This window comes from Marinobacter lacisalsi, assembly GCF_042651045.1.
Taxonomy (GTDB): Bacteria; Pseudomonadota; Gammaproteobacteria; order Pseudomonadales; family Oleiphilaceae; genus Marinobacter; species Marinobacter lacisalsi.
Map to the genome: position 1 here is coordinate 233,594 of NZ_JBHSDI010000007.1, position 23,212 is coordinate 256,805.

General features: G+C 61.0%; 20 protein-coding genes. 14 read left to right on the top strand and 6 right to left on the bottom strand.

The features are described 5' to 3' along the window. Nucleotides 1-3: 3 nt before the first annotated feature. Nucleotides 4-2,589 (bottom strand): leucine--tRNA ligase, encoded by a 2,586-nt coding sequence (gene leuS / locus ACFOZ5_RS04635; protein ID WP_379885889.1) that lies wholly within the window; start codon nt 2,587-2,589, stop codon nt 4-6. Nucleotides 2,590-2,757: 168 nt separating this feature from the next. Here leuS and ACFOZ5_RS04640 point away from each other — a divergent pair, with 168 nt between their 5' ends. From ACFOZ5_RS04640 to ung, 6 genes are all read left to right on the top strand, one after another. After that, a complete protein-coding gene (locus tag ACFOZ5_RS04640) occupies nt 2,758-3,315 on the top strand; it encodes a zinc ribbon-containing protein (protein WP_379885773.1) in 558 nt (185 codons plus the stop codon). A gap of 166 nt (nt 3,316-3,481) precedes the next feature. Then, nucleotides 3,482-4,306, top strand: a complete 825-nt coding sequence (locus ACFOZ5_RS04645; protein ID WP_379885775.1) for a hypothetical protein — start codon at nt 3,482-3,484, stop codon at nt 4,304-4,306. After that, nucleotides 4,303-4,809, top strand: a complete 507-nt coding sequence (locus ACFOZ5_RS04650) for a pilin (protein ID WP_379885777.1) — start codon at nt 4,303-4,305, stop codon at nt 4,807-4,809. The genes ACFOZ5_RS04645 and ACFOZ5_RS04650 overlap by 4 nt, the downstream gene beginning before the upstream one ends. A 116-nt stretch (nt 4,810-4,925) precedes the next feature. After that, nucleotides 4,926-6,021 (top strand): peptide chain release factor 2 gene (gene prfB, locus ACFOZ5_RS04655; protein WP_379885891.1). Its coding sequence is split into 2 segments (ribosomal slippage): nt 4,926-4,997 and nt 4,999-6,021, totalling 1,095 coding nucleotides; the frame shifts between segments, so codons are not numbered across the junction. Between the two features lie 54 nt (nt 6,022-6,075). Continuing rightward, nucleotides 6,076-7,608, top strand: a complete 1,533-nt coding sequence (lysS, locus tag ACFOZ5_RS04660; RefSeq protein WP_379885779.1) for a lysine--tRNA ligase — start codon at nt 6,076-6,078, stop codon at nt 7,606-7,608. Between the two features lie 3 nt (nt 7,609-7,611). Beyond that, nucleotides 7,612-8,346, top strand: coding sequence for a uracil-DNA glycosylase (gene ung / locus ACFOZ5_RS04665; protein WP_379885781.1), 735 nt, complete (start codon nt 7,612-7,614; stop codon nt 8,344-8,346). A 132-nt stretch (nt 8,347-8,478) separates the two neighbouring features. Here the strand turns inward: ung and ACFOZ5_RS04670 are convergent, their stop codons facing one another. The 5 genes from ACFOZ5_RS04670 to nadB all read right to left on the bottom strand — a co-directional run bounded on the left by ACFOZ5_RS04670 (nt 8,479) and on the right by nadB (nt 12,796). Continuing rightward, entirely contained in the window at nt 8,479-9,312 is an 834-nt protein-coding gene (locus ACFOZ5_RS04670) for an HDOD domain-containing protein (RefSeq protein ID WP_379885783.1), read from the bottom strand. An 82-nt stretch (nt 9,313-9,394) separates the two neighbouring features. Continuing rightward, a complete protein-coding gene (gene ygfZ, locus ACFOZ5_RS04675) occupies nt 9,395-10,393 on the bottom strand; it encodes a CAF17-like 4Fe-4S cluster assembly/insertion protein YgfZ (RefSeq protein WP_379885785.1) in 999 nt (332 codons plus the stop codon). Continuing rightward, nucleotides 10,383-10,901: a hypothetical protein gene (locus ACFOZ5_RS04680; protein ID WP_379885787.1), complete on the bottom strand. Its 519-nt coding sequence runs from the start codon at nt 10,899-10,901 to the stop codon at nt 10,383-10,385. The genes ygfZ and ACFOZ5_RS04680 overlap by 11 nt, the downstream gene beginning before the upstream one ends. Continuing rightward, entirely contained in the window at nt 10,885-11,145 is a 261-nt protein-coding gene (locus tag ACFOZ5_RS04685; RefSeq protein WP_379885789.1) for an FAD assembly factor SdhE, read from the bottom strand. The genes ACFOZ5_RS04680 and ACFOZ5_RS04685 overlap by 17 nt, the downstream gene beginning before the upstream one ends. Before the next feature lie 46 nt (nt 11,146-11,191). Further along, nucleotides 11,192-12,796 carry an L-aspartate oxidase gene (nadB, locus tag ACFOZ5_RS04690; protein ID WP_379885791.1) on the bottom strand — a complete coding sequence of 535 codons (1,605 nt, stop codon included), beginning with the start codon at nt 12,794-12,796 and terminating at the stop codon, nt 11,192-11,194. 213 nt (nt 12,797-13,009) lie between these two features. On the opposite strand from nadB, the gene rpoE reads away from it, so the two are divergent. From rpoE to lepB, 8 genes are all read left to right on the top strand, one after another. Then, nucleotides 13,010-13,621: an RNA polymerase sigma factor RpoE gene (rpoE, locus tag ACFOZ5_RS04695; RefSeq protein WP_379885893.1), complete on the top strand. Its 612-nt coding sequence runs from the start codon at nt 13,010-13,012 to the stop codon at nt 13,619-13,621. After that, nucleotides 13,618-14,205 carry a sigma-E factor negative regulatory protein gene (locus ACFOZ5_RS04700; protein WP_379885793.1) on the top strand — a complete coding sequence of 196 codons (588 nt, stop codon included), beginning with the start codon at nt 13,618-13,620 and terminating at the stop codon, nt 14,203-14,205. The genes rpoE and ACFOZ5_RS04700 overlap by 4 nt, the downstream gene beginning before the upstream one ends. A gap of 46 nt (nt 14,206-14,251) precedes the next feature. Continuing rightward, nucleotides 14,252-15,268, top strand: a complete 1,017-nt coding sequence (locus ACFOZ5_RS04705) for a MucB/RseB C-terminal domain-containing protein (RefSeq protein ID WP_379885795.1) — start codon at nt 14,252-14,254, stop codon at nt 15,266-15,268. Nucleotides 15,269-15,280: 12 nt separating this feature from the next. Continuing rightward, entirely contained in the window at nt 15,281-15,730 is a 450-nt protein-coding gene (locus ACFOZ5_RS04710) for a SoxR reducing system RseC family protein (RefSeq protein ID WP_379885797.1), read from the top strand. Nucleotides 15,731-15,947: 217 nt separating this feature from the next. Beyond that, a complete protein-coding gene (locus tag ACFOZ5_RS04715) occupies nt 15,948-17,315 on the top strand; it encodes a DegQ family serine endoprotease (protein ID WP_379885895.1) in 1,368 nt (455 codons plus the stop codon). A 280-nt stretch (nt 17,316-17,595) separates the two neighbouring features. After that, complete coding sequence (locus tag ACFOZ5_RS04720) at nt 17,596-20,322, top strand: bifunctional diguanylate cyclase/phosphodiesterase (protein ID WP_379885799.1); 2,727 nt, start codon at nt 17,596-17,598, stop codon at nt 20,320-20,322. Nucleotides 20,323-20,526: 204 nt separating this feature from the next. Continuing rightward, nucleotides 20,527-22,329 (top strand): translation elongation factor 4, encoded by a 1,803-nt coding sequence (gene lepA / locus ACFOZ5_RS04725; protein WP_379885801.1) that lies wholly within the window; start codon nt 20,527-20,529, stop codon nt 22,327-22,329. A gap of 12 nt (nt 22,330-22,341) precedes the next feature. After that, nucleotides 22,342-23,178, top strand: coding sequence for a signal peptidase I (lepB, locus tag ACFOZ5_RS04730; protein WP_379885803.1), 837 nt, complete (start codon nt 22,342-22,344; stop codon nt 23,176-23,178). Nucleotides 23,179-23,212: the final 34 nt, after the last annotated feature.

The window sequence follows — 23,212 nt, forward strand, 5'->3', positions numbered from 1 at the left end:
CTGTTAGTTGGCAACCACGTTGACCAGCTTGCCTGGTACCACGATGACCTTGCGAACGGTCTTGCCCTCTGTGAAGCGGGTAACGTTGTCGTGCTCCAGGGCAAGCTTCTCCAGGTCGCTCTTGCCGATGTCGGCCGGTACGTCAGCCTTGGCGCGCACCTTGCCATTGACCTGCAGTACCACCTGAATCTGGCTGCGCACCATGGCGCTCTCGTCGGCGATGGGCCAGCGGGCGTCCACCACCGGCTCATCGTGGCCCATGGACTGCCACAGAGTGTGGCAAATATGCGGCGCGATGGGAGACAGCATCAGTACGGCGGCATCCAGGGCTTCCTGGATGACGGCCCGGTCCTGTTCGTCACCGGCTTCCAGACGGCCGACGTCGTTGAGCAGTTCCATGACGGCGGCTATGGAGGTGTTAAACGTCAGGCGACGGCTGATGTCATCGCTGACCTTGGCAATGGTTTCGTGAGTCTTGCGCCGCAGGTTCTTGCGGGCATCATTGAGCTGGTCCGAGTCAATGGCCTCAACCGGACCACCGGCGGTGTGCTCGCGAACCAGTCGCCACAGGCGGCGGAGGAAGCGGTTGGCGCCTTCCACACCGCTGTCGGACCATTCCAGGGATTGCTCTGGGGGGGCCGCGAACATCATGAAAAGGCGCACGGTATCGGCGCCGTACTGGTCGATAATGGCCTGGGGGTCGATGCCGTTGTTCTTGGACTTGGACATCTTGGTGACGCCACCGATCTCCACCGGCTGGCCGTCCTCTTTGGACACCGCCTTCACTACCTGGCCCTTGGTGTCCCGCTCCACGGTGACTTCGGAAGGGGCGATCCAGGTGGTCTTGCCGGACTCGTCGGTGCGGTAGTAGGTCTCGGCCAGCACCATGCCCTGACACAGCAGGCGGTTGAAGGGCTCGGAACTGTCCACCAGGCCCACATCACGCAGCAGCTTGTGGAAGAAGCGGGCGTACAGCAGATGCAGGATGGCGTGCTCGATACCGCCGATGTACTGGTCCACCGGCAGCCAGTAGTTGGCCGCGGCCGGGTCCAGCATGCCCTTGTCGTAGTTGGGGCTGCAGAAGCGGGCGTAGTACCAGGACGACTCCATGAAGGTGTCAAAGGTGTCTGTTTCCAGGGTCGCCGGCTGGCCATTGTATTCGGTTTTCGCCCATTCCGGATTCGCCTTGAGAGGCGACTGCACGCCGTCCATCTGCACGTCTTCCGGCAGGCGTACCGGCAGCTGGTCGTCCGGTACCGGCATTTCAGTACCGTCTTCCAGGGTCATCATCGGGATGGGTGCGCCCCAGTATCGCTGGCGGGACACGCCCCAGTCCCGCAGGCGGTAATTGGTGGTGCGCTTGCCGATGTCGTGTTTTTCCAGGTGATCGGCAATCGCCTCAAAGGCCTCTTCGCTGGTCAGACCGCTGTAGCTGCCGGAGGATACCAGGGTGCCTTTCTCGGTGAAGGCCTCTTCCTGCACGTCCAGTTCGCGGCCATCGAGGGCGGCGATGACCTGCTTGATGGGCAGCCGGTACTTGCGGGCGAACTCGTGGTCACGTTCGTCGTGGCCTGGTACCGCCATCAGGGCGCCGGTGCCGTAATCCATGAGCACAAAGTTGGCGACCCATACCGGAATTTCTTCCTGTGTCAGGGGGTGGATGGCCTTGTAGCCGGTGTCGATGCCTTTCTTTTCCATGGTGGCCAACTCTGCCTCGGCCGCCTTGCTGTTTCGGCATTCGTCCACGAACCGTGCAACATCGGTATGCTCTTCCGCCGACTTCCTCGCCAGCGGATGGTCGGCCGCTACCGCCATGTAGGTGACGCCCATCAGGGTGTCCGGGCGGGTGGTGTACACGGTCAGGCCATCGTCACGGCCTTTCAGGGGAAAGGTCAGCTCGGTGCCCACGGACTTGCCGATCCAGTTCCGCTGCATGGTCTTGACCTGTTCCGGCCAGTCTTCCAGCTGCTCCAGGTCGCCAAGCAGTTCCTCGGCATAGTCGGTAATGCGGATGAACCACTGGGGAATCTTCTTCTGCTCCACCAGCGCGCCGGAGCGCCAGCCGCGGCCGTCCACCACCTGCTCGTTGGCCAGCACGGTCTGGTCCACCGGGTCCCAGTTGACCGTGGACATCTTCTTGTACACCAGGCCCTTCTCGTACAGGCGGGCGAAGAACCACTGTTCCCAGCGGTAATAATCCGGGTCACAGGTGGCCAGTTCGCGATCCCAGTCGTAACCGAAACCCAGCTGCCTGAGCTGTTTCTTCATATAGTCTATGTTGCTGCGGGTCCACTTGGCGGGCGCCGACTTGTTGGCAATGGCGGCGTTCTCGGCGGGCAGGCCGAAGGCGTCCCAGCCCATGGGCTGCATCACGTTCTTGCCCTGCATGCGCTGGTAGCGGGAGATTACGTCGCCGATGGTATAGTTGCGTACGTGTCCCATGTGCAGCTTGCCACTGGGGTAGGGGAACATGGACAGGCAGTAGTACTTGGGTTTGCCGGGCTCCTCCTTCACCGTGAAGGTGTCGTTGTCTTCCCAGAATTTGCGGGCATTCTGTTCAACATCGCGGGGATTGTATTGCTCGTCCATTCCTGCCATTGCCGTGCGTTACCTTGTGTTGATAGAGGCCGAAAGCCCCTGTCAGAAAAGAGTGATTAAAAGGGCCGGACATTCTAACGTACTGGCGGCACAACAGGTAGCCTGCCATTGGGCCGGCTTTGTGCCACACTTGGGTAAAACATCCTCAAAGGAGTAGTTATGACCGACCAGGGCAAAAAAGATCAGCCAAAACAGCTTTCAAACCAGGCCCTCCAGGCCTACGACCGGATGTTGGAACGGGTCGAGTCGCGCCTGGCGGCTACCGAGGAGCGAACCCTGGAAACCCTGCGCCAGGAAATCGACGACGCTGTGGAGTTCGAGGCGGAGCTCAAGCGCCTGACCCGGGACGAGGCCAGCCTGCTGGCCGCCTATCTGCGCCGGGACCTGGAGCACCTGGTGACCTATGTGGAAGGCACCGGCGAGGGCCTGAAGGAATGGCTGCAACTGGACCTGTCGCTGCTGGAGCACAAGCTGGCGGACATGCTGTTCTCTATCGCCGACAAGACCCGGCTCGACACCCTGGAGCTGGACCAGAAGCTCAACAACGAGGATGTCACCCACTACATGACCGGCGAGGTGGCCACCGCGGGGATGTTTCGCTGCCTCAGCTGCGGCCATATGAAGTGTCTCACTGCCACCAGTCAGCTGGAACCCTGCGAGGCCTGCGAGAGCCACTACTTCGAACGGGTCACCGGGCAGTGGCCTGAGCGGGACTAATGTCCCGTTTGATGAATTTGCTGACCTGCTGCGTGACGCTGGTACGTTTGTGACTGGCTCCATAGTTCCCGGAGGGGGTTTTGGGGCCATTGACGACAGTAGCTGAATTTTTTGTCGGCGTTCGCTAGGATGCCATTCTCTTTATCTGAAGTAAGGAATTCCACCCATGGACTGGGATCGCTTTCATTTCCTGTGTCGCCATTACCAGGCGACCCCCGACCGACTGCTGCCTGGCGACAGGGATCGCCTCCAGGACGGAGAGCTGAGCGCCTTCGGAGCGCCCTTGAGGCCCCATTCCCTGGCTGCGGAGCTTGTCAGGCAGCTCAGGTCCATGCCGGACGAAAACCGTCGGCCTCTGCTGGCCTGGTATGGGCGGCAGGATTTCAACCGGATGCTGGCGCCTTCGCCCCGGGTTCGTGGTGTGCTGCTCTACCTGAGCGCGTTAACGCTGATGCTGGGATTCATGATGGGCATCTACCATCTGGTGGTCATGCCGGGGATGAGTGAGTTTTATACCCGTCTGGAAGTGCCCGGTTCCGCCGCTGCTTTCACCCTGATTGATCAGGGCAGTCTGATGTTCGGTATCGTAGGCCTTCTGCTGGTGCTGGTGTGGCTGTTCGCATGGCGGGTCTGGCGGCTTTACCGGTTTGCAGCGGGTGAATCGGACCGTTTTGTCCTCCGTTTATTGCCCGGTGGTATTGGCCGTGTATACAGGGAGCTGACCGATCTCATTCGTATGCCGATTCATAATGCCGGGCAAACTTGGGCCGATACCAGGGTGGGGCGGGATTACCAGGCCTACAGCGGTGGTCAGCCCCCGGGGGCAGAGCTCCCCCGCCTGATCGCACGCAAGGCCGATGAGCTGGCCCGCCGGGTGGCGATCTGGCTGCGGCTGGCGATGGCACTGGTCGGCGTTCTGATTGCCCTGGGAACCGCTCTGTTCCTGGCTGGCGCCTACTCCCCTATCTTCTCTACCGGAGCCATTCTATGAACAGGAACGTTCGCTTCTCACAGGGCTTTACCCTGATCGAATTGATGGTGGTGGTATCGATCATCGGCATTCTCGCCAGTATCGCGCTGCCCCGCTACCAGGACTACATCCAGCGGGGGCAGATGGCCGAGGCCCTGAGCCTGGCTGCTCCTGTAATGGAGGCGGTCAACAGTTACTACCGGGAATACCTGGAGTTTCCGGCAGACAACACGGTGGCCGGTGTGCCGGAACCCGAGCTGCTGCCTTCCAACTATGTGACCGGCATTGAAGTCTCGGAAGGTGCCATTCATGTCCGCCTGGGCAACAAGATTGGTGCACCGCTGCAGGGCAAGACCCTGACCCTTCGCCCGGCCAGGGTGGAGGGCAGCCCGGTCAGTCCCATTTCCTGGCTCTGTGGTTACGACACGCCGGTGCCGGGAATGGCAGCGGTTGGGGAGAACCGTACCGATATTGCCCCCGAACTCTTGCCCCATTCCTGCCGTGAGCGTCGGGTTGAGGGCTGAACTGGCCGTCGTTTTCCGGTAGAATCCCGCCTCTGTTTTCAGGATCCTCCGGCGTGGCACCCCGTGCTGTCGCCGGGAGTTCCGCAATGCCATCGACCAACATGAGTAAGGGTTCCATGGAAATCAATCCCATTGTTACGAAGATCAAGGAACTTCGTGAGCGCACTGAAGCGCTCAGGGGGTATCTTTGACTACGATCAGCGTAGTGAACGACTGACCGAAGTCGAGCGTGAACTGGAACAGCCCACGGTGTGGGATGACCCGGACCGCGCCCAGGCGCTGGGCAAGGAGCGTTCGGACCTGGAGCTGATTGTCCGCACCATCGACAACCTCACCACCGGCCTTGACGATGCCGACAGCCTGCTGGAAATGGCGGCTGAAGAAGAGGACGAAGGTGCCGTGAGCGACATCGAGTCGGACCTGGCTTCTATGGACAAGGAGCTGGAAAGGCTCGAGTTCCGTCGTATGTTCTCTGGCGAGATGGACGCCAATAACGCGTACCTGGACATCCAGGCCGGTTCCGGCGGCACCGAGGCCCAGGACTGGGCCAACATGCTGCTGCGCATGTACCTGCGCTGGGCCGAACGCCGCGGCTTCAAGGCGGAGATCGTCGAGCTTCAGGAAGGGGATGTGGCTGGCGTCAAGAGCGCCACCATCCACGTCCAGGGTGATCATGCCTACGGCTGGCTACGTACCGAAACCGGCGTGCACCGTCTTGTGCGCAAGTCTCCATTCGATTCCGGGAACCGCCGTCATACGTCGTTCTCGTCCGTGTTTGTTTCACCGGAAGTGGACGACAGCTTCGAGATAGAGATCGATCCCTCAGATCTGCGTGTTGACGTGTATCGGGCATCCGGCGCTGGTGGCCAGCACGTTAACCGGACCGAATCGGCGGTACGTCTGACCCACAACCCCACGGGTATTGTGGTGGCCTGCCAGGCTGGTCGCAGTCAGCACCAGAACAAGGCCCAGGCGATGAAGCAGCTCAAGGCCAGGCTGTTCGAGCGCGAGATGCAGGAGCGCAACGCCGAGAAGCAGAAGCAGGAAGACGCCAAGTCCGATATTGGCTGGGGCAGCCAGATCCGCTCCTACGTGCTGGATGACGGCCGCATCAAGGACCTGCGCACCAAGGTGGAAACCAGCAGTACCCAGAATGTACTGGACGGCGATATCGACAAGTTCATCGAAGCCAGCCTGAAGATGGCGCTGTAAGCAGCGCCATTGTGACCGTATTAACCCGGAAACCCCGACCTATTGTGAGCCAACATGACTGATCACAACCCGAACGCCACGCATTCCGAGGACAACAAGCTGATCGCCGAGCGCCGGGCCAAACTGGCCGAACTGCGCGAGGGCGGCAACCCCTTCCCCAACGATTTTCGCCGTGATGCCACGGCGTCGGAGTTGCAGGCGAAATACGGTGACAAAACCAAGGAAGAGCTGGAGTCCATGGGCGTCAGGGTGGCCATTGCGGGCCGCATGATGCTGGACCGCAAGGCGTTCAAGGTGGTTCAGGACATGACCGGCCGCATCCAGATCTACGCCTCCAAGGATGTGCAGAAAGACACAAAGCACTGGGACCTGGGGGATATCGTGGGCGTACGGGGCACCCTCTCCAAGTCCGGTAAGGGGGACCTCTATGTGACCATGGACGAGTATGTGCTGCTCACCAAGTCCCTGCGCCCCCTGCCCGAGAAGCACAAGGGGCTGACTGACACCGAGGCCCGCTACCGTCACCGGTACGTGGACCTGATGATGAACGAGGACAGCCGGCGGGTGTTCTACGCGCGCTCGAAGATCATCAACGTGATGCGCCAATACTTCACCGAGCGGGATTTCATGGAGGTGGAAACCCCCATGCTGCAGGTTATCCCTGGCGGCGCCACCGCCAGGCCGTTTGTGACCCATCACAACGCCCTGGGTATCGACATGTACCTGCGTATTGCTCCGGAGCTGTTCCTCAAGCGCCTGGTGGTGGGTGGCTTCGAACGGGTCTTCGAGATCAACCGGAATTTCCGTAACGAAGGGCTGTCCACGCGTCATAACCCCGAGTTCACCATGGTCGAGTTCTACCAGGCCTACGCCGACTACAACGACCTCATGGACCTGACCGAGGATATGCTGCGGACCATCGCGCAAAAGGTTCTGGGAACCACCACGGTGACCAACACCCGCGCCCTGGCCGATGGCACGCAAGAGACCTATGAGTACGATTTCGGAAAACCGTTCGAGCGGCTGACGGTAGTGGATGCCATCCTGCGCCACAACCCGGATATTACCCGGGAACAGCTGGCGGACGATACTCAGGCGCGCCAGGTGGCGAAGGACCTGGGTATCCAGCTCAAGGCCGGTTGGGGTCTGGGCAAGGTGCAGATCGAGATCTTCGAGGCCACCGCCGAGCATCGCCTGATGCAGCCCACCTTCATCACCGACTACCCTAAGGAAGTCTCGCCCCTGGCCCGTTGCAAGGACAGTGACCCATTCGTCACCGAGCGCTTCGAGTTCTTTGTCGGTGGCCGTGAGATCGCCAATGGCTTCTCCGAGCTGAACGACGCCGAGGACCAGGCCGAGCGCTTCCTGGCCCAGGTGGCGGAAAAGGACGCCGGGGACGACGAGGCCATGTTCTACGATGAAGACTACGTCATGGCGCTGGAGTATGGTCTGCCGCCGACCGCCGGCGAGGGTATTGGCATCGACCGCCTGGCCATGTTGCTGACGGACTCCGCTTCCATCCGCGATGTTGTCCTGTTCCCGGCCCTGCGCCCGGAGCACAAGGCCAGCCACGGACACGAGGAATAGCCCATGACCCCGGCCGAAGGACTGGCGCAGCAACTGCGACCCGGCCGTGGCTGGGACCAGTGCCTTGCCGGGGAATTCCGCCAGCCCTACATGGTACAGCTGGCGGAATTTCTGGCAGGTGAAGAGCGTGCCGGCAAGGCTCTGTTCCCGGAAAGCCGCCACTGCTTCAATGCCCTGAACAGCACGCCACTGGATAAGGTCAAGGTAGTGATCATCGGCCAGGATCCGTACCACGGCCCGGGCCAGGCCCACGGCCTGTGCTTCTCGGTCAGGCCCGATGTGCAGGTACCACCGTCACTGGTGAATATCTTCAAGGAAATACAGGATGACCTGGGCATCGCCCCGCCGGATCATGGCTGCCTGCAGCCCTGGGCCGAGCAGGGCGTGTTGCTGCTCAACGCCGTGCTGACGGTAGAGCAGGGCAATGCTGGCGCGCACCAGGGCAAGGGCTGGGAAGCCTTCACCGACAAGGTCATCGAAACCATCAACCAGCAGCGGCAGGGCGTGGTGTTCCTGCTGTGGGGCAGCTATGCCCGCAAGAAGGGGCGCATCATTGACCGCAATCGACACCTGGTCCTGGAAGGCCCCCATCCGTCCCCGCTCAGTGCGTACCGCGGCTTTTTCGGCTGCAAACATTTCTCCCGCGCTAATCAGTGGCTACAGGAGCAGGGCCAGACACCCATAGACTGGTCTCTGCCAAACAAGGCGGAGCTGCTGGAGAAGTACAAGAAGAAGTGATGAGCCCAGAACAGGCGAGATAGTAGCTCAGTAAAGCCCAATAGGCACAGGGTTCGTCGGGTGTGGAGGTGCCCCCGCCTCCACGCCCAGCCCCCGAAAACTCAGACATTCCGGAGGCCAGGCGAAAGAATGCTACTTCAACAGGGCCATAGCCGCATCCATCTGCGCGTTCAGATCCTCTTCCTGGCTGATATCGAGATTCGGGTCCAGTCCCAGCCGGTCGAAGGCGCTTACCGTGGACCAGTCCACTTCGCTGGCCGGATGCTGGGTACCCGCCCTCAATTGCAGGTTGGCGACCATCACCAGGTCGGCATAGTCCGCCGAGGCCACCTGACGCTTGTAGTTCTGGTATTCCAGTGGAACCACCTGCAATTCTTCCGGGAACTCCCAGCGCCGCAGGATAGTGGCACCGATGCGGGGGTGGATCTCGTCAATCACGTTGTCCAGCATGACACTGCTGACCTGCACATCGCGATCTTCCACGTAGCGCAGAATGGGCAACACGCCGATCAGGTGCACCAGTCCGGCCAGGGTGGCCTGGTCCGGCTTCAGCCTGGTGTACTGTTGCGCGAGCACATGGCACAGGCCAGCCACCTCGGTGCTGGTCTGCCAGGTGGCACGCAGGCGCTTGTCGATCATGTCTGTCGTGGCCTGGAACATCTGCTCCATGGCCAGGCCCATGGCCAGGTTGCTGGTATAGGCCATGCCCAGACGGCTGACTGCCATATTCAGGTTCTCGATAGCCCGTGAACCCCGGAACAAGGGGCTGTTGCAGACCCGGATCAGGCGGGCCGACAACGCGGTATCATTACTGATGACCCTGACAAGGTCCATGATCGAGGAGTCTTCGGCTTCGGCGATGTCGCGTACCTGAAGGGCCACTTCCGGTAGCGTCGGCAGAATCAGTTTGTCGCTCTCGATAGCCGTCAGGATATCGTTACGAATGGTGTCAACAAAGTTGGACATAATGGATTCGGGTCCTCGATCTTATTGATAACCTCTGTAATGAACACTGTTATATCAGAAGGCGACGGTTTTTCCTGTCACCTTATGTATCTGTGGGATTTTCCTCCACTTCCTCCCGTTCCGGCACGGTGTAGGGCAATGGCAGAATGGCCAGCGGCTGCCCGCTGTTCTCCAGCTGCAGCTCGCTACCGGCTGCCGAATGTTTCAGCACCGCCAGCAGTTGCACGCTGCCATCGTCCAGAGTTACGGAGCGCACCACTTCGCCTACCGGCCGACCCTCAGCAACCACCGCCGACCCGGCGGACGGGGCGTCACCGCCTGACGCACTCAGACGAAACAGGCTCTTCTTGAGCTGCCCGAGGAAGTGCATGCGGGCAATGATTTCCTGGCCGGTATAGCATCCCTTTTTGAAATGTATCCCCTCCAGGTGTTGCCAGTTAAGCATTTGCGGTACCCAGGACTCGCGGGTATCCGGTTCCAGCTCGGCTATGCCGGCAGCGATCTCGCTGGCCGTCCAGTCCGCCAGGGTTGCCTCCGCAAGGTCGTCAAGTCTTGCCTGCAGGGCATCGGAGGGTCCTGAGGGCAACCACAGTTCGAATCGGGCAATACCTTCGGCCGTACTGTTGGTGCGCACCAGGTAACCTCCCTCGACCATCATCGTGGCGCTGGCGGCCCCGGGCAGGTCGGTTGCCCTGCCGGCCAGGCTGGTCGCGGCTTCCTCGCCGAGCAGGCCGAGCACCTGGCCGCTATCCAGTCGTTCCATGGACGTTCCCCGGAACAGCATCAGGTACTTGTTCAGGTGGCTGGCTACATCGTCGGCGATGGTGGTGGGCATGGACAGGAGTATGTCCTCACCATCCCGCACCAGGCGGGTTAGCAGGTAGGCGCGGCCCTTGGGGCTGCTGGCTGCGGCCCGGGGAGAAAAGCCAGGGGATACGTCGGGCAGGTTCTGGCTCATCTGGCCCTGCAGGAAATCGTCGGTACCGGGGCCGCTGATACGGTACAGGACCCGGTCGCTAAGCCGGACTACAGCGGAAAGCGGTGTCTGGGCGCGGGCGATGGGCTTGGCGTCAGTGGTCATGGGGTGTGCCTCCGGGCCTTGGGCGTTGCAATGGAAATGTCTGCCAGGCAGCACTGTCTATGGGGGCTGATGCCTGCGGCATCAACCTCAGCCAGGTTCGCAGGCGCCGCAATGCCTCGGGCGGCGCATTGCCATCGGGCTTTCGAACCAGTATCACCTGTGTTCGGTGGCCGTAGTGTACATCCTGCAGCGCAAGGTACAGGCACTGACCAGAGAGCCGGCTTTGGGGCAGCGGGCGCACTTCGGCTGTGGTCTGGTTCGCCAGGGTGATGAACAGTTGAGGCCCCTTGGCCACCAGCCGGATTACCGCCCGGGGGTGGGCCAGGGTGCCGCATCGGCGCCAGCGGTCCAGGGCCCCAGCCAGTGCCACAGGCGTTGCCAGGGCTACCCACGCCATACCGTAGCCGGCGGCGACCAGGGCGGCCAGCGCAAGCAGCAGCCAGGGCGTGGCCGCGAACAGGCCGGCAATCCGGGACGGCGTGAGTGGCAGGTCAATCCGGTTGTACACGGTCCAGAATCATTCGCACGATGCGGCGCAGGTCCGGGTCATCCGGTTCGTTGCGTTGCATGAACCATTCGAACATATCCGTGTCTTCGCACTGGAGCAGCTTATGGTAGCGCTGCTGGTCCTCTTCCGGCAGGGACCGATAGGCCTCTTCCAGGAAAGGCAGTAGCAGGACATCCAGTTCCAGCATGCCGCGGCGGCTGTGCCACCACAGTCGATTGAACTCGGGGTTGCTCTTTTCGGACATTGGCTCAGTGCTCGCTTGACATAAGGTTGCGGTATGGAAGCCGCGCTCAGGGTGATGCAATCCGGTACGTTGTCGGCACCAGCACGGTGTCTTCCGGCTCGTTCTGCAGCCCGGGGTAGTCCAGGGTGAAATGCAGGCCGCGGCTTTCCTTGCGTTGCAGGGCGGAGCAGATGATCAGGTCTGATACCGTGACCAGGTTACGCAGTTCCAGCAGATCATTGCTGACCCGGTAGTTGCTGTAGAACTCGCCGATTTCCCGGGCCAGCAGGTCTACACGGTGCTTGGCCCGCTGCAGTCGCTTGGTGGTGCGTACGATGCCCACATAGTCCCACATGAAATGGCGAAGTTCATCCCAGTTGTGGGAAATGACCACGTCTTCGTCGGAATCGCGCACTTGTGACTCGTCCCAGTCCGGCGCGGGCGGGGGCGATGGAATATCGGATTCGCGCCGCGTGATATCGGCCGCTGCGGCACGGCCATATACCAGGCATTCCAGCAGGGAATTGCTGGCCATGCGGTTGGCACCGTGCAGACCGGTAAAGGCGGCTTCGCCTACGGCGTACAGCTGGTTGATGTCGGTGCGGGCCCGCTCGTCGGTGATCACCCCGCCGCAGGTATAATGAGCCGCAGGCACCACCGGAATGGGTTCGCGGGTGATGTCGATGCCAAAGCCCAGGCACTTCTCGTAGATGGTGGGGAAGTGTTCGCGGATGAAGTCCGCTGGCTTGTGGCTGATATCCAGGTAAAGGTGGTCGGCGCCCAGGCGCTTCATTTCATGGTCGATGGCGCGGGCGACAATGTCCCGCGGCGCCAGCTCGCCCCGCTTGTCGAACCGGTCCATGAAGCGGCTGCCGTCCGGCAGTTTCAGCAGGCCACCCTCGCCCCTCACCGCTTCACTGATCAGGAAAGACTTGGCATGGGGGTGGTACAGGCAGGTGGGGTGGAACTGGTTGAACTCCATGTTGCTCACCCGGCAGCCGGCCCGCCAGGCCATGGCGATGCCATCGCCGGAGGCACCGTCCGGGTTGGTCGTGTAGCGATAGGCTTTGCTGGCACCGCCGGTCGCCACCACGGTGAACCGGGCCCGGAACAGTTCCACATGGCCGGTGTCCAGGTTCAGGATGTAGGCGCCCACGCAGCGATTGCCCGGCAGCTCCAGCTTGCGGTTAGTGATCAGGTCTACCGCTACCCGCCGGGACAACAAATCAATGTTGGCGCGGCTGGCCGCCTGTTCGCTCAGGGTGGTGGAGACCGCATTGCCGGTAGCGTCCGCGGCGTGAATGATGCGCCGGTGGCTGTGGCCGCCTTCCCGGGTCAGATGCAGCTGTTCATTTTCATCACGGGTGAACTGCACCCCGCTGTCGATCAGCCAGCGGATGCTGTCAGCAGCATTCTCTACCGTGTACCTTACGGCATCGTCATGGCAGAGGCCGCCGCCGGCGGCGAGGGTGTCCGCTGCGTGGGCTTCCAACGAGTCGTCGCTGTCGAGCACGGCGGCAATGCCGCCCTGGGCCCACAGCGTGGCGCCGCTGGTGATATCCGCCTTGCTGATCACACCCACACGCAGATGGGCGGGCAGGTTCAGGGCAACGGTGAGACCGGCAGCGCCGCTGCCGATAATGAGAACATCGTATTCGAAGGACTGTGGCATGTGGTCGTTGTCGCGGGCCATAATGTGGTGAGTATTGAACTAAACTTTCTGCCTGCTGTCTATTTGCCCACAGCGGAACTGATGCGTCAGCGGGGCAATTTCCTGCTCCGGAGTTTCCGTCGCCAACTTGTGGAAAAAACGCCTATGATCATGAGCGAGAGACGGCAGGCAGGTCCAGTGGCACAGTTAAAGGAGGCGCCCACCGGCCCTACCATGAAACCGGACGCCGAACAGACACCGTCACCGGGGCCTGATGGCCAGACCGACTTGCAACTGGTTCGCAAGGCCCGGCAGGGTGACCGGTCAGCCTTTGACCTGCTGGTGCTCAAATACCAGTCGCGTGTGGCATCCATTATAAGCCGTTACATCTACGACTCCCAGGAAGTGCTGGATCTGACCCAGGAAACATTCGTCAAGGCCTACCGTGCCATCGAACGTTTTCGTGGTGACAGCGCCTTCTATACTTGGTTGTACCGGATTGCGGTGAATACCGCCAAGAATTTCCTCGAGGCCCGTGGTCGTCGTCCCCAGGGTGTGGCGGATGTCAGCGACGCCGAAACGTTCGACGATGGCTTCCGGTTGCGGGAGATCGGCTCGCCGGAGGGGTTCCTGCAGCGGGATCAGCTGCGTGAGGCGCTGGATACGGCGATCGGCAGCTTGCCGGAAGAGCTGCGCTCCGCCTTTTTGCTGCGGGAGTACGAAGGCCTCTCCTACGAGGACATCGCGAAAATTCTGGAGTGTCCGATAGGAACGGTTCGCTCCCGGATTTTCCGGGCAAGGGATGCCATTGACCGCCAGCTCGGACCGATGCTGGACAACACATGAGTAACGAGATCAACGAGGTACAGGCAATGGACGATCGGCTCAGAGAAACCTTGTCTGCCATGATGGATGACCAGGCGGATGAGCTCGCCGTGCGCCGGGTGCTGTCACACCATGACCAGCAAGCCGTGCGGGACCAGTGGCAACGCTGGCAGCGAATCCGCGACGTGATTCATGAAACATCCGGTGGCCACGGCGGCCTGGATGTGCGGGAAGCGGTCAGTGCGAGCCTGGATCGGTCAGCGGCCGAGGACCGCAGCAGGCAAAAGGCCGCACGTCGGCGTTACGCTCCGTGGCGGTGGTCGGCAGTGGCGATGATCGCGTTGGGGGTTGCTATTGGTTTCGGCGCGGGCAGCGGCTGGGATGTCATGTCGGGCAGCAGCACCGATACTCTGGTACCGGTGCAGGCACAAGTACCGGCGGCGGCTCCGGGAGTGCCGGAAGTTACCTTGCAGGGGCTTGATCCGAGTCAGCGGGAGCAGTTCAGCCGGTATCTGCTTGAGCACGCCCAGAATAACAGTATGGTGGCCGGGCAGGGCGCTGTGGGTTACGCCCGCCTGACCAGCATGTCTGGTCAGGGGTATTGAGTGACCCGCTCTGTCTGACTCGCCATTTCATCAGAGGGTATAAGTCTTGAGAGTACGCACCCTGGAAATAAGCCATGCCGCCATGATGGTGATGGTTGTGGTTGCCATGCTGGTCGCTGGTGCGGCCCGGGGTTACGAGCGGGAGACCGCGGAGTCCTGGTTGCTGAAACTGGGGCCGGCCCTGAACATGACCACCTATCGCGGCATTTTCGTGTATTCCCGGGGCGACCAGGTGAGTTCCATGATGATCGCCCACCGTTATCGGGATGGTCGTGTCGAGGAGCGCCTGGTTCAGCAGGATGGTGCCAACGGGGAAATCCTTCGGCGGGGCAACCAGGTACTGTGTGTGCTGCCGGAGCAGGGGCGTATTCACCTTGATCAGGTTATTCCGTCCGGTCCTTTCGGGGAAGCCTTTGCCAGTCAGCAGGTGCCGGTAGGTGCCTGGTACCAGCCGGAATTGCTGGGGGAGGACCGCATTGCCGGTTACCCGGCCATGGTCATCGGCCTGCAGCCCCGGGATGATCACCGCTACGGCTATCGTCTCTGGATGGAAAAGCGCACCGGGCTGTTGCTGAAAAGCCACGTGCGACAGGGTGGTGAGGTGCTCGAACATTTTCAGTTCACCATGCTGGAAATCACCGATGAGCTGCCCGACTCGGACTTCGAGATCCAGTCCGGGGTCGAGATGAAGGAAATGGTCCCATACCTGCCGGTGTCCGGTGAGCCCGGAGTAATGGACGGCTGGAACCTGGGCTGGCGACCGGATGGATTCATGCCGGTGGCAGCACCCCGTGCCAGCCGTGGTCAGGCCGTGGCCTTCTCCGACGGGCTGGCAACCTTTTCTGTATTTGTCGAGGTGGCTGGCGGCACGGAAATGCCCCAGGGCGCTTCCCGCATTGGCGCCACGACCGTTTACATGCATTACGCCAGCCCGGACCCCGAGTCGCGGGAACGTTTCCTGGTGACGGTAGTCGGCGAAATCCCGCCCCGCACTGCCATGCGCGTGGCACAGTCGGTGACTGTCGATGATCGTAATGCCCTGGCGCGCACGCTGGCAGACTGACAGGAGCGGCCCATGATTCATGAAACCGGAACGGTGATCTCCATCAGTGGTAACGAGGCCTGGGTCCAGACCATCCGCGAGAGCGCCTGCCAGACCTGCAAGGCCCGTCATGGCTGTGGCCAGAAAGCCCTGGCGGGGATGACGTCCGGCCAGTCACGGCAAATCCGTGTGGTCAACACTCTGGGTGCCCGTCCCGGAGACCAGGTAACCGTTGCTATCGAGGAATCGGCCCTGCTCAGGGCCTCTCTGCTTGTCTACGCGTTGCCACTGCTGCTGATGGTGGTAGCCACCGCTCTGGTCGGTGCCATCCTGCCGGGCCGGGACGGAATGGCTATTATTTCTGCCGTAATGGGCCTGGGCGTGGGCCTGTGGTTGGCCCGGTGGTATTCCATCCGGGACGCCGGCCGCTGGCAGCCAGTAATGGGGCGGCTGATTCCCGTCGGGGCCGAACTTTCGGACTAACAGCCTGTCCGATGAAGTCAGTTGAAAATAATCGCCTTTATCACCATTTCCAGACTATTCCGGGAAGCATCCGATTTGCTGTCCGGCTCCGATGACGGTGCTTTTCGCGGGATAGTGTAAAACCAGTGAGTTACAGGGAGCATCCATGACCAGACAGTTCCAGCCAAGGTATTCACCAGGCCAGCGTGCCTGGCTGCCATCCGTCCTGTTCCTTCTGATGGCCTCGCTGCTGGCGGCCCAGTCCGCGGTAGCACAGTCATTGCCCGATTTTACCGGCCTGGTTGAGGAGAACTCTGCCGCCGTCGTGAATATCAGCACCGTTACCGAGCGGAGTTCGCAACGCCAGCAGTCACCGTTCAGTGACCGGGAACTGGAACAGATGCCGGAGTTTTTCCGTCGTTTCTTTGGCGACCCGCAATCGCCCTATGGGGGGCCGTCCCAGCCCCGTCGTTCCATGGGGTCGGGTTTTATCGTGTCTGAAGATGGCTACGTTCTGACCAACAACCATGTGGTTGAAGGGGCTGACGAAGTGATCGTCCGCCTGAACGACCGGCGTGAGCTGGCCGCCGAAGTGATCGGAACTGATCCCAGGTCCGATATGGCGGTGCTCAAGATCGAGGATGACGAGCCGCTGCCAGTGGTCAGTATTGGCGATTCCTCCACCCTGAAACCTGGTGAGTGGGTGTTTGCCATCGGTTCGCCGTTCGGGTTCGACTATACCGTCACGTCTGGCATCGTCAGTGCCATTGGCCGCTCTCTGCCCAGCGAAAACTATGTCCCGTTCATCCAGACGGATGTGGCGATCAACCCGGGGAACTCCGGCGGGCCGCTGTTCAACATGAAGGGTGAAGTCATTGGCATCAACTCCCAGATCTACACTCGCTCCGGCGGTTTCATGGGTGTCTCGTTCGCGATCCCGATCGACGATGCCATGAATGTGTTCCGGCAACTCCGGGACGATGGCAGTGTTGCTCGCGGTTGGCTCGGGGTACTGATCCAGGAAGTGAATCGGGATCTGGCCGAGTCCTTCGGGCTGAGTCGTCCCCGGGGGGCTCTGGTGGCCGAAGTGATGCCGGATTCGCCAGCGCAGCGGGCCGGCCTTGAAGCCGGCGACATTGTGCTTTCCTATGAAGGTGAGGCCATTGAGCGCTCTGCCGACCTGCCGCCGAAGGTTGGCCGCACGCCCATCGGAGAAGAGGCGGAGATGACGATTCTCCGTCAGGGCAAGAAACGCACCATTGAGGTCGAAATCGGCCGCCTTCCTGAAGACGAAGATGCATCAGGCGCCCGGAACGAGCCGTCCCAGTCTTCCGGTGGCCCATTGGGCCTGCGGGTTGAACCGCTGCCGGATCAGCTGGCCAGCCGCCTGGGTATTGGCGGGGGTGTGCTGGTTGCCGAGGTCGGGCGTGGCCCGGCGTTCCAGGCGGGTATCCGTCGCAACGACATCATCACCGAGATCAATCGCCAGACGGTCACCAATATTGACGATTTCAATGATGCTGTGGATGACCTGCCGGATGATCGGGCTGTGTCGGTACGGATTATCCGCGAAGGCCGTGCGACCTACCTGGTCATGAGGCCCTGAGCGCATTCCGGCCTGCCGGACTGAGCTATGCACCAAAGCCGCCAGCTGTGAAACAGTTGGCGGTTTTTTTGTCGCTGGTGAACTGTTGTGCCGGCGGGTTTTCTGGTAGTTTTATCTGTTGACAAAAACGACACGACATGCCAGTTCAGGCGTGATTATTGGTGTTTTTGTTACCATTTCGCCATACTGATGGCGTCAGCGAGGCGCCCAGTGTCCGTGCTAGGCTTCCCGGCAGCTTCGCGGGCTTATCCAGGGAACTGGCCAGGGAACGGATCCGGACATGATCAACAAGAAGGACATAGCGCTCAAAGATCTGCTGCGCCTGCGTCATTCCCGCATGGCATGGCTGGTGCTGATCATTGCCCTGGGTGTAACCGCTGCCTTGTGGTTCCTGTCCATGCGCCTGGTGGAAGACCGCACCGAAGGCCGCTTCACTGCCCAGTCTCTCCAGCTCAAGACTGCCATCGAGGAGCGCCTGCTCAACTACGAACAGGTACTCGCGGGTGGCGCCGGCCTGATGTCCGTGGCCGGGGAGATCAGCCGTGAGGAATGGCACACCTACGTCGACAAGGTCAATATCGACCGGTACTACCCGGGTATCCAGGGTATTGGTGTAACCCGCCGGCTCGGCATCAATGAGTTGCGGGGCCACCTGGACGAACTCCATGCAGAGGGGTTCGACGACTATGTGGTCAGGCCGCGGGGCCTGAGGCAAGAGTTTCACCCCATTGTGTACCTGGAGCCGGCCACAGAACGCAACCGTCGGGCCTTCGGTTACGACGCCTACCAGGATGACATTCATCGTCGTGCCATGGAGCGGGCCCGCGACACTGCGCGCCCGGTGGTGACCGGTAAAGTGGTGCTGGTACAGGAGGAGCTGGCGGAAGACCAGGCCGGTTTCCTGATGTATTACCCGGTCTATCATGGTGGCGTGGTGCCGGCGTCACTCAGTGAACGCCGTATTTTGCTCAAAGGCTTCGTGTTCAGTGCATTCCGCACCAATAACCTGCTGGACGGCATTGTTGGTTTGATTGCGCCTTTCCTGGATGTGCGAATCTATGATGGCGACACCCTGACGCGGGAAACCCAGATGTATGGTTCCAACCTGGGGTCCCTCGACGAAGAATTCAGTTTTGAGAAAACCCAGCAGATCGAATATGGCGGTCGCACCTGGGTGATACAGACCCGGTCGACACCCGCCTTCGACTTTCTGGCGTCCGACCCGCGACCGGACATTGTGCTGGGCTCCGGTGTCCTGGTCAGCCTGCTGTTGTTTGCCTTCTCGCTGGCGCTGATCCGCTCCCGTGTGCTGGCCCAGATGAGTGCCGGCCGCTATCGGGCCATTACCGAGGGGGCCAGTAACATTACCGTGGTCATGGATCGCGGGGGGCGGCCAACCTATGTCAGCCCATCCTGCGATTCCATCCTCGGCTATGATCCGGATGAGGCGAAAATGGTTCGTGCTGAATCTCGGGTGCACAGCGATGACTGGCCCAGGCTTCAGGCCGGATTCCGGGGGGCCGTGGCAAACCCCGGGGAACAGATGCAAGTCCTGCGGGCGCGGATCCGGGATGCCTCCGGAGAGTGGCGGGAAATGGAAGGGTCGTTCACCTCCATGCTGGAGGTGCCCGGCGTGGAAGGGGTGGTGCTCAGCCTGCGGGATCTGACCCAGTTAAGGGCCGCCCAGTCGGAATTGCACCGTCTGGCCTTCTACGATCCGTTGACCGGGCTGGCCAACCGTCAGTTGTTCCGTGATCGCCTGGCCCACGTGGTCCGCCGCAGCCGGCGCAGCCAGGAGCCGGCGGCCCTGATGTTCCTGGATTTGGACGGTTTCAAGCGCATTAACGATACCCTCGGCCATGACGCCGGAGACCAGTTGCTGGAACACGTTGCCCGCTGGCTGACCGGGTGTGTGCGGGAAGAAGACTCGGTGGCCCGGCTCGGTGGCGATGAATTCGTGGTACTGCTGTCCCGGATCAGTGGCCCGGAAGCCACCGCCAAGGTGGCGGAGACCATTCTGCGACGCCTGTGCCAGCGGGTTCGCCTGAATGAGCATGAAGTGGGGATTACGGTCAGCATCGGGGTGACCATGATTCCCTATGACAGCGAAGATCCCGGCGTGCTCATGAAATACGCGGATCTCGCCATGTACCGGGCCAAGGAGCGGGGTCGCAACAACTTCCAGTTCTTCACGCCGGCCATGAACCTTCAGGCGGCACGTCGCCTGCTGCAGCAGGAGGAGCTGACCAATGCCCTGGACGAAGATCGCTTCGTACTACACTATCAGCCCAAGGTCGACCTGCAGGAGCAACGGGTGGTGGGTGTCGAGGCCTTCCTGCGCTGGCAGCACCCGGAGCGTGGCCTGGTGTCCGCCCACCAGTTTATCGCCCTGGCGGAGGAGTCCGGCCTGATCATTCGCCTGGGTGAAATGGCGCTGCGCCAGGCCTGCATCCAGATACAGGCACTGGAGCGGGCAGGGTTCGAGCGACTGCAGGTAGCGGTCAATCTCTCCGTGCGACAGGTCACCGACCCGGGCTTTCTCGACCTGTTCCGTCGGGTGATCACCGAGACAGGTGTAATGCCGGAGCGGCTTGAACTGGAGCTGCCCGCCGCCCTGCTGAATGAAGACCCGAGAATGTTGCGGGCAATACTCGGCGCTCTCCACGACACCGGTGCCCGACTGATACTTGATGACTTTGGCAGCGGTGCCTGTTCGCTCGCCGCACTGCAGCAGTTGCCGCTGGATGCGGTCAAGATTGATGACCGGTTTATCCGCGATATTCCCTACAACGCCAATGCCACGGATGTGGCCGCTGCCGTGATCGCCCTGGCGCACAAGCTGCGCCTGACCGTGGTAGCCGAGGGTGTGGAGACCCCGCACCAGTTGCAGTTCCTCGAGCGGGCCGGTTGTGCCCAGTGCCAGGGCAACCTGTTCAGCTACCCGCTGGATGAGGATTCGCTGATCAGTTTCCTGGTAAACCAGTATGAGCGTGCGCTGATACGCTAGGAACGGAAGCCCTGATGATATTGAGACGTTGTTCTTGGGCTCGTTGATGGTAATAAAGCCCTACAACCGGTAAAATCCCGCCCTTGCAGGAGCCCGCCCGCCATTTGTGGCGGCCCTGAAATTCTCCACCGGAACACCAGCCACCGGACACATCCGGGGCCCGGCTGTCGGGTGACCAAGTCTGCTACGGGTAACCATTTGTCTGTGACTGAACTGAGCCGCATTCGTAACTTCTCGATCATCGCCCATATTGACCATGGCAAGTCCACGCTGGCGGACCGCTTTATCCAGGTCTGCGGCGGCCTCACCAACCGTGAAATGGCTGAGCAGGTGCTGGATTCCATGGACCTTGAGCGGGAACGGGGCATCACCATCAAGGCCCAGAGCGTTACCCTGAATTACAAGGCCCGGGACGGGGTGGAGTACAAGCTCAATTTCATCGACACGCCCGGGCACGTGGATTTCTCCTATGAGGTCTCCCGGTCATTGTTTGCCTGCGAGGGTGCGTTGCTGGTGGTGGATGCCGGGCAGGGGGTCGAGGCCCAGTCCGTGGCTAACTGCTACACCGCTATCGAGCAGGGCCTGGAAGTGGTACCGGTACTGAACAAGATGGACCTGCCCCAGGCGGAACCTGACCGGGTGTCCCAGGAAATCGAGGACATTATCGGTATCGAGGCCACCGATGCCGTGCGCTGCAGTGCCAAGAGTGGCATGGGCGTGGAAGACGTGCTTGAGGACCTGATCAAGCGGATCCCGCCGCCCGAGGGAGACGAGAACGCCCCGCTGCAGGCGCTGATCATTGACTCCTGGTTTGATAACTACCTGGGTGTGGTGTCGCTGGTGCGTGTGCGCCAGGGTGTGCTGCGCAAGGGAGACAAGATTCAGATCAAATCCACCGGCAAAGCCTGGAATGCCGACAAGGTGGGCATCTTCACGCCGAAGCCCACCGAAACCGGTGAGCTGGGTACCGGTGAAGTGGGGTTCGTGGTTGCCGGCATCAAGGATATCCATGGCGCTCCGGTAGGGGACACCATCGTATCCAACAAGTTTGCTGACGAAACCCCCCAGATACCCGGGTTCAAGAAGGTAAAGCCCCAGGTCTACGCCGGCCTGTTCCCGGTGAGCTCCGACGATTACGAGGAGTTCCGTGATGCCCTGTCCAAGCTGACCCTCAACGATGCCTCGCTGTTCTTCGAGCCGGAAAATTCCGATGCCCTCGGCTTTGGTTTCCGCTGCGGCTTCCTCGGCATGCTGCACATGGAAATTATCCAGGAGCGGCTGGAGCGTGAATACAACATCGACCTGATCACCACCGCGCCGACCGTGGTCTATGAAGTGGTTACCCGCAATGGCGAGACGATTACGGTTTCCAACCCCTCCAGCCTGCCGGATGTGGGCTCCATCGAGGAAATGCGCGAGCCCATTGTCGAGGCGAGTATCCTGGTGCCCCAGGAGTATCTGGGCAATGTGATTGCCTTGTGCGAGGAGAAGCGTGGGGTTCAGACCAATATGCTGTTCCTGGCCAACCAGGTGCAGCTGACCTACGAGCTTCCCATGGCGGAGGTGGTGCTGGATTTCTTCGACCGCATCAAATCGGCCAGCCGCGGGTTTGCGTCCCTGGATTACCATTTCAAACGCTTCCAGACCGCCAACCTGGTGCGCCTGGACGTGCTCATCAATGGCGAGCGGGTGGATGCCCTGGCGCTGATTGTGCACCGGGAGCAGTCCCATTACCGGGGCCGTGCACTGATCGACAAGATGAAGGAACTGATCCCCCGGCAGATGTTCGATATTGCCATTCAGGCCTCCATCGGCAATCAGGTGGTGGCGCGGGTGACCGTCAAGGCCCTGCGCAAGAACGTCACGGCCAAGTGCTATGGTGGCGACGTCAGTCGCAAGAAAAAGCTGCTGCAGAAGCAAAAGGAAGGCAAGAAGCGGATGAAGCAGCTGGGTAACGTCGAGGTGCCCCAGGAGGCTTTCCTGGCGGTACTGAAAGTGGATAACTAGGGCTTTAACTGAATGGACATCAATTTTCCGCTGATCCTGGTCGTACTGACCTTTGCCACGGGCATCATCTGGCTGGGTGACCGGTTGTTCCTCAGGCCCCGTCGGGAAGCCGCCTGGCAGGAGTCCGGAGGAGCGGTGGCAGCCAGTGGCAGCGATGGCTCTGGCAGCAGCGCAGTCCCCGCGGACGAGGAAGAGCAGGCCGGACCCCCAGAGCCATACCTGGTGGAACTCAGCCGCTCATTCTTTCCGGTGCTGGCGATCGTGCTGGTATTGCGCTCATTCCTGGTGGAGCCTTTCCAGATTCCCTCCGGCTCCATGCTGCCGACGCTGGAAGTGGGCGATTTCATCCTGGTCAACAAGTACGCCTATGGCCTGCGCCTGCCGGTGGCTGGTACCAAGATCGTGGATATCGGTGATCCCGAGCGTGGTGACATCATGGTGTTCCGCTACCCTGTAGATGGCGAGACCAACTACATCAAGCGGGTTGTTGGTCTGCCTGGTGACCGTATTCGGTATCGCAACAAAACCCTGTACGTCAATGGCGAAGAGGTACCCACCCGTTTTGTGGCCAGGCTGCCGCCTCTTGTGATGCTGGAAGAGCAGCTCGGGGACGTGGAGCATATGATCTATCGCGATACCCGTAACAGGAGTGGAGCGGGAGAGAACGAATGGGTTGTGCCGGATGGGCACTACTTCATGATGGGAGACAACCGGGATAACAGTAAAGATAGCCGTTTCTGGGGTATGGTTCCCGATGAGATGGTGGTGGGTAAGGCGTTCCTGATCTGGATGCAGTGGCCATCACTCACCAGCCTGCCGTCGTTTGACCGGGTTGGGCCCATAGACTGAATTTACGAACGTTTGTCGGCCTGTGGCCACCAGC

Coding starts and splice junctions, on each gene's coding strand:
- ACFOZ5_RS04685 (WP_379885789.1), bottom strand. CDS start 11,145: ATGTCCGAAAAGAGCAACCCCGAGTTCAATCGACTGTGGTGGCACAGC.
- ACFOZ5_RS04650 (WP_379885777.1), top strand. CDS start 4,303: ATGAACAGGAACGTTCGCTTCTCACAGGGCTTTACCCTGATCGAATTG.
- ung (WP_379885781.1), top strand. CDS start 7,612: ATGACCCCGGCCGAAGGACTGGCGCAGCAACTGCGACCCGGCCGTGGC.
- nadB (WP_379885791.1), bottom strand. CDS start 12,796: ATGCCACAGTCCTTCGAATACGATGTTCTCATTATCGGCAGCGGCGCT.
- ACFOZ5_RS04670 (WP_379885783.1), bottom strand. CDS start 9,312: ATGTCCAACTTTGTTGACACCATTCGTAACGATATCCTGACGGCTATC.
- rpoE (WP_379885893.1), top strand. CDS start 13,010: ATGAAACCGGACGCCGAACAGACACCGTCACCGGGGCCTGATGGCCAG.
- leuS (WP_379885889.1), bottom strand. CDS start 2,589: ATGGACGAGCAATACAATCCCCGCGATGTTGAACAGAATGCCCGCAAA.
- ACFOZ5_RS04715 (WP_379885895.1), top strand. CDS start 15,948: ATGGCCTCGCTGCTGGCGGCCCAGTCCGCGGTAGCACAGTCATTGCCC.
- ACFOZ5_RS04720 (WP_379885799.1), top strand. CDS start 17,596: ATGATCAACAAGAAGGACATAGCGCTCAAAGATCTGCTGCGCCTGCGT.
- lepB (WP_379885803.1), top strand. CDS start 22,342: ATGGACATCAATTTTCCGCTGATCCTGGTCGTACTGACCTTTGCCACG.
- ACFOZ5_RS04710 (WP_379885797.1), top strand. CDS start 15,281: ATGATTCATGAAACCGGAACGGTGATCTCCATCAGTGGTAACGAGGCC.
- ACFOZ5_RS04640 (WP_379885773.1), top strand. CDS start 2,758: ATGACCGACCAGGGCAAAAAAGATCAGCCAAAACAGCTTTCAAACCAG.
- ACFOZ5_RS04645 (WP_379885775.1), top strand. CDS start 3,482: ATGGACTGGGATCGCTTTCATTTCCTGTGTCGCCATTACCAGGCGACC.
- ACFOZ5_RS04700 (WP_379885793.1), top strand. CDS start 13,618: ATGAGTAACGAGATCAACGAGGTACAGGCAATGGACGATCGGCTCAGA.
- lysS (WP_379885779.1), top strand. CDS start 6,076: ATGACTGATCACAACCCGAACGCCACGCATTCCGAGGACAACAAGCTG.
- ygfZ (WP_379885785.1), bottom strand. CDS start 10,393: ATGACCACTGACGCCAAGCCCATCGCCCGCGCCCAGACACCGCTTTCC.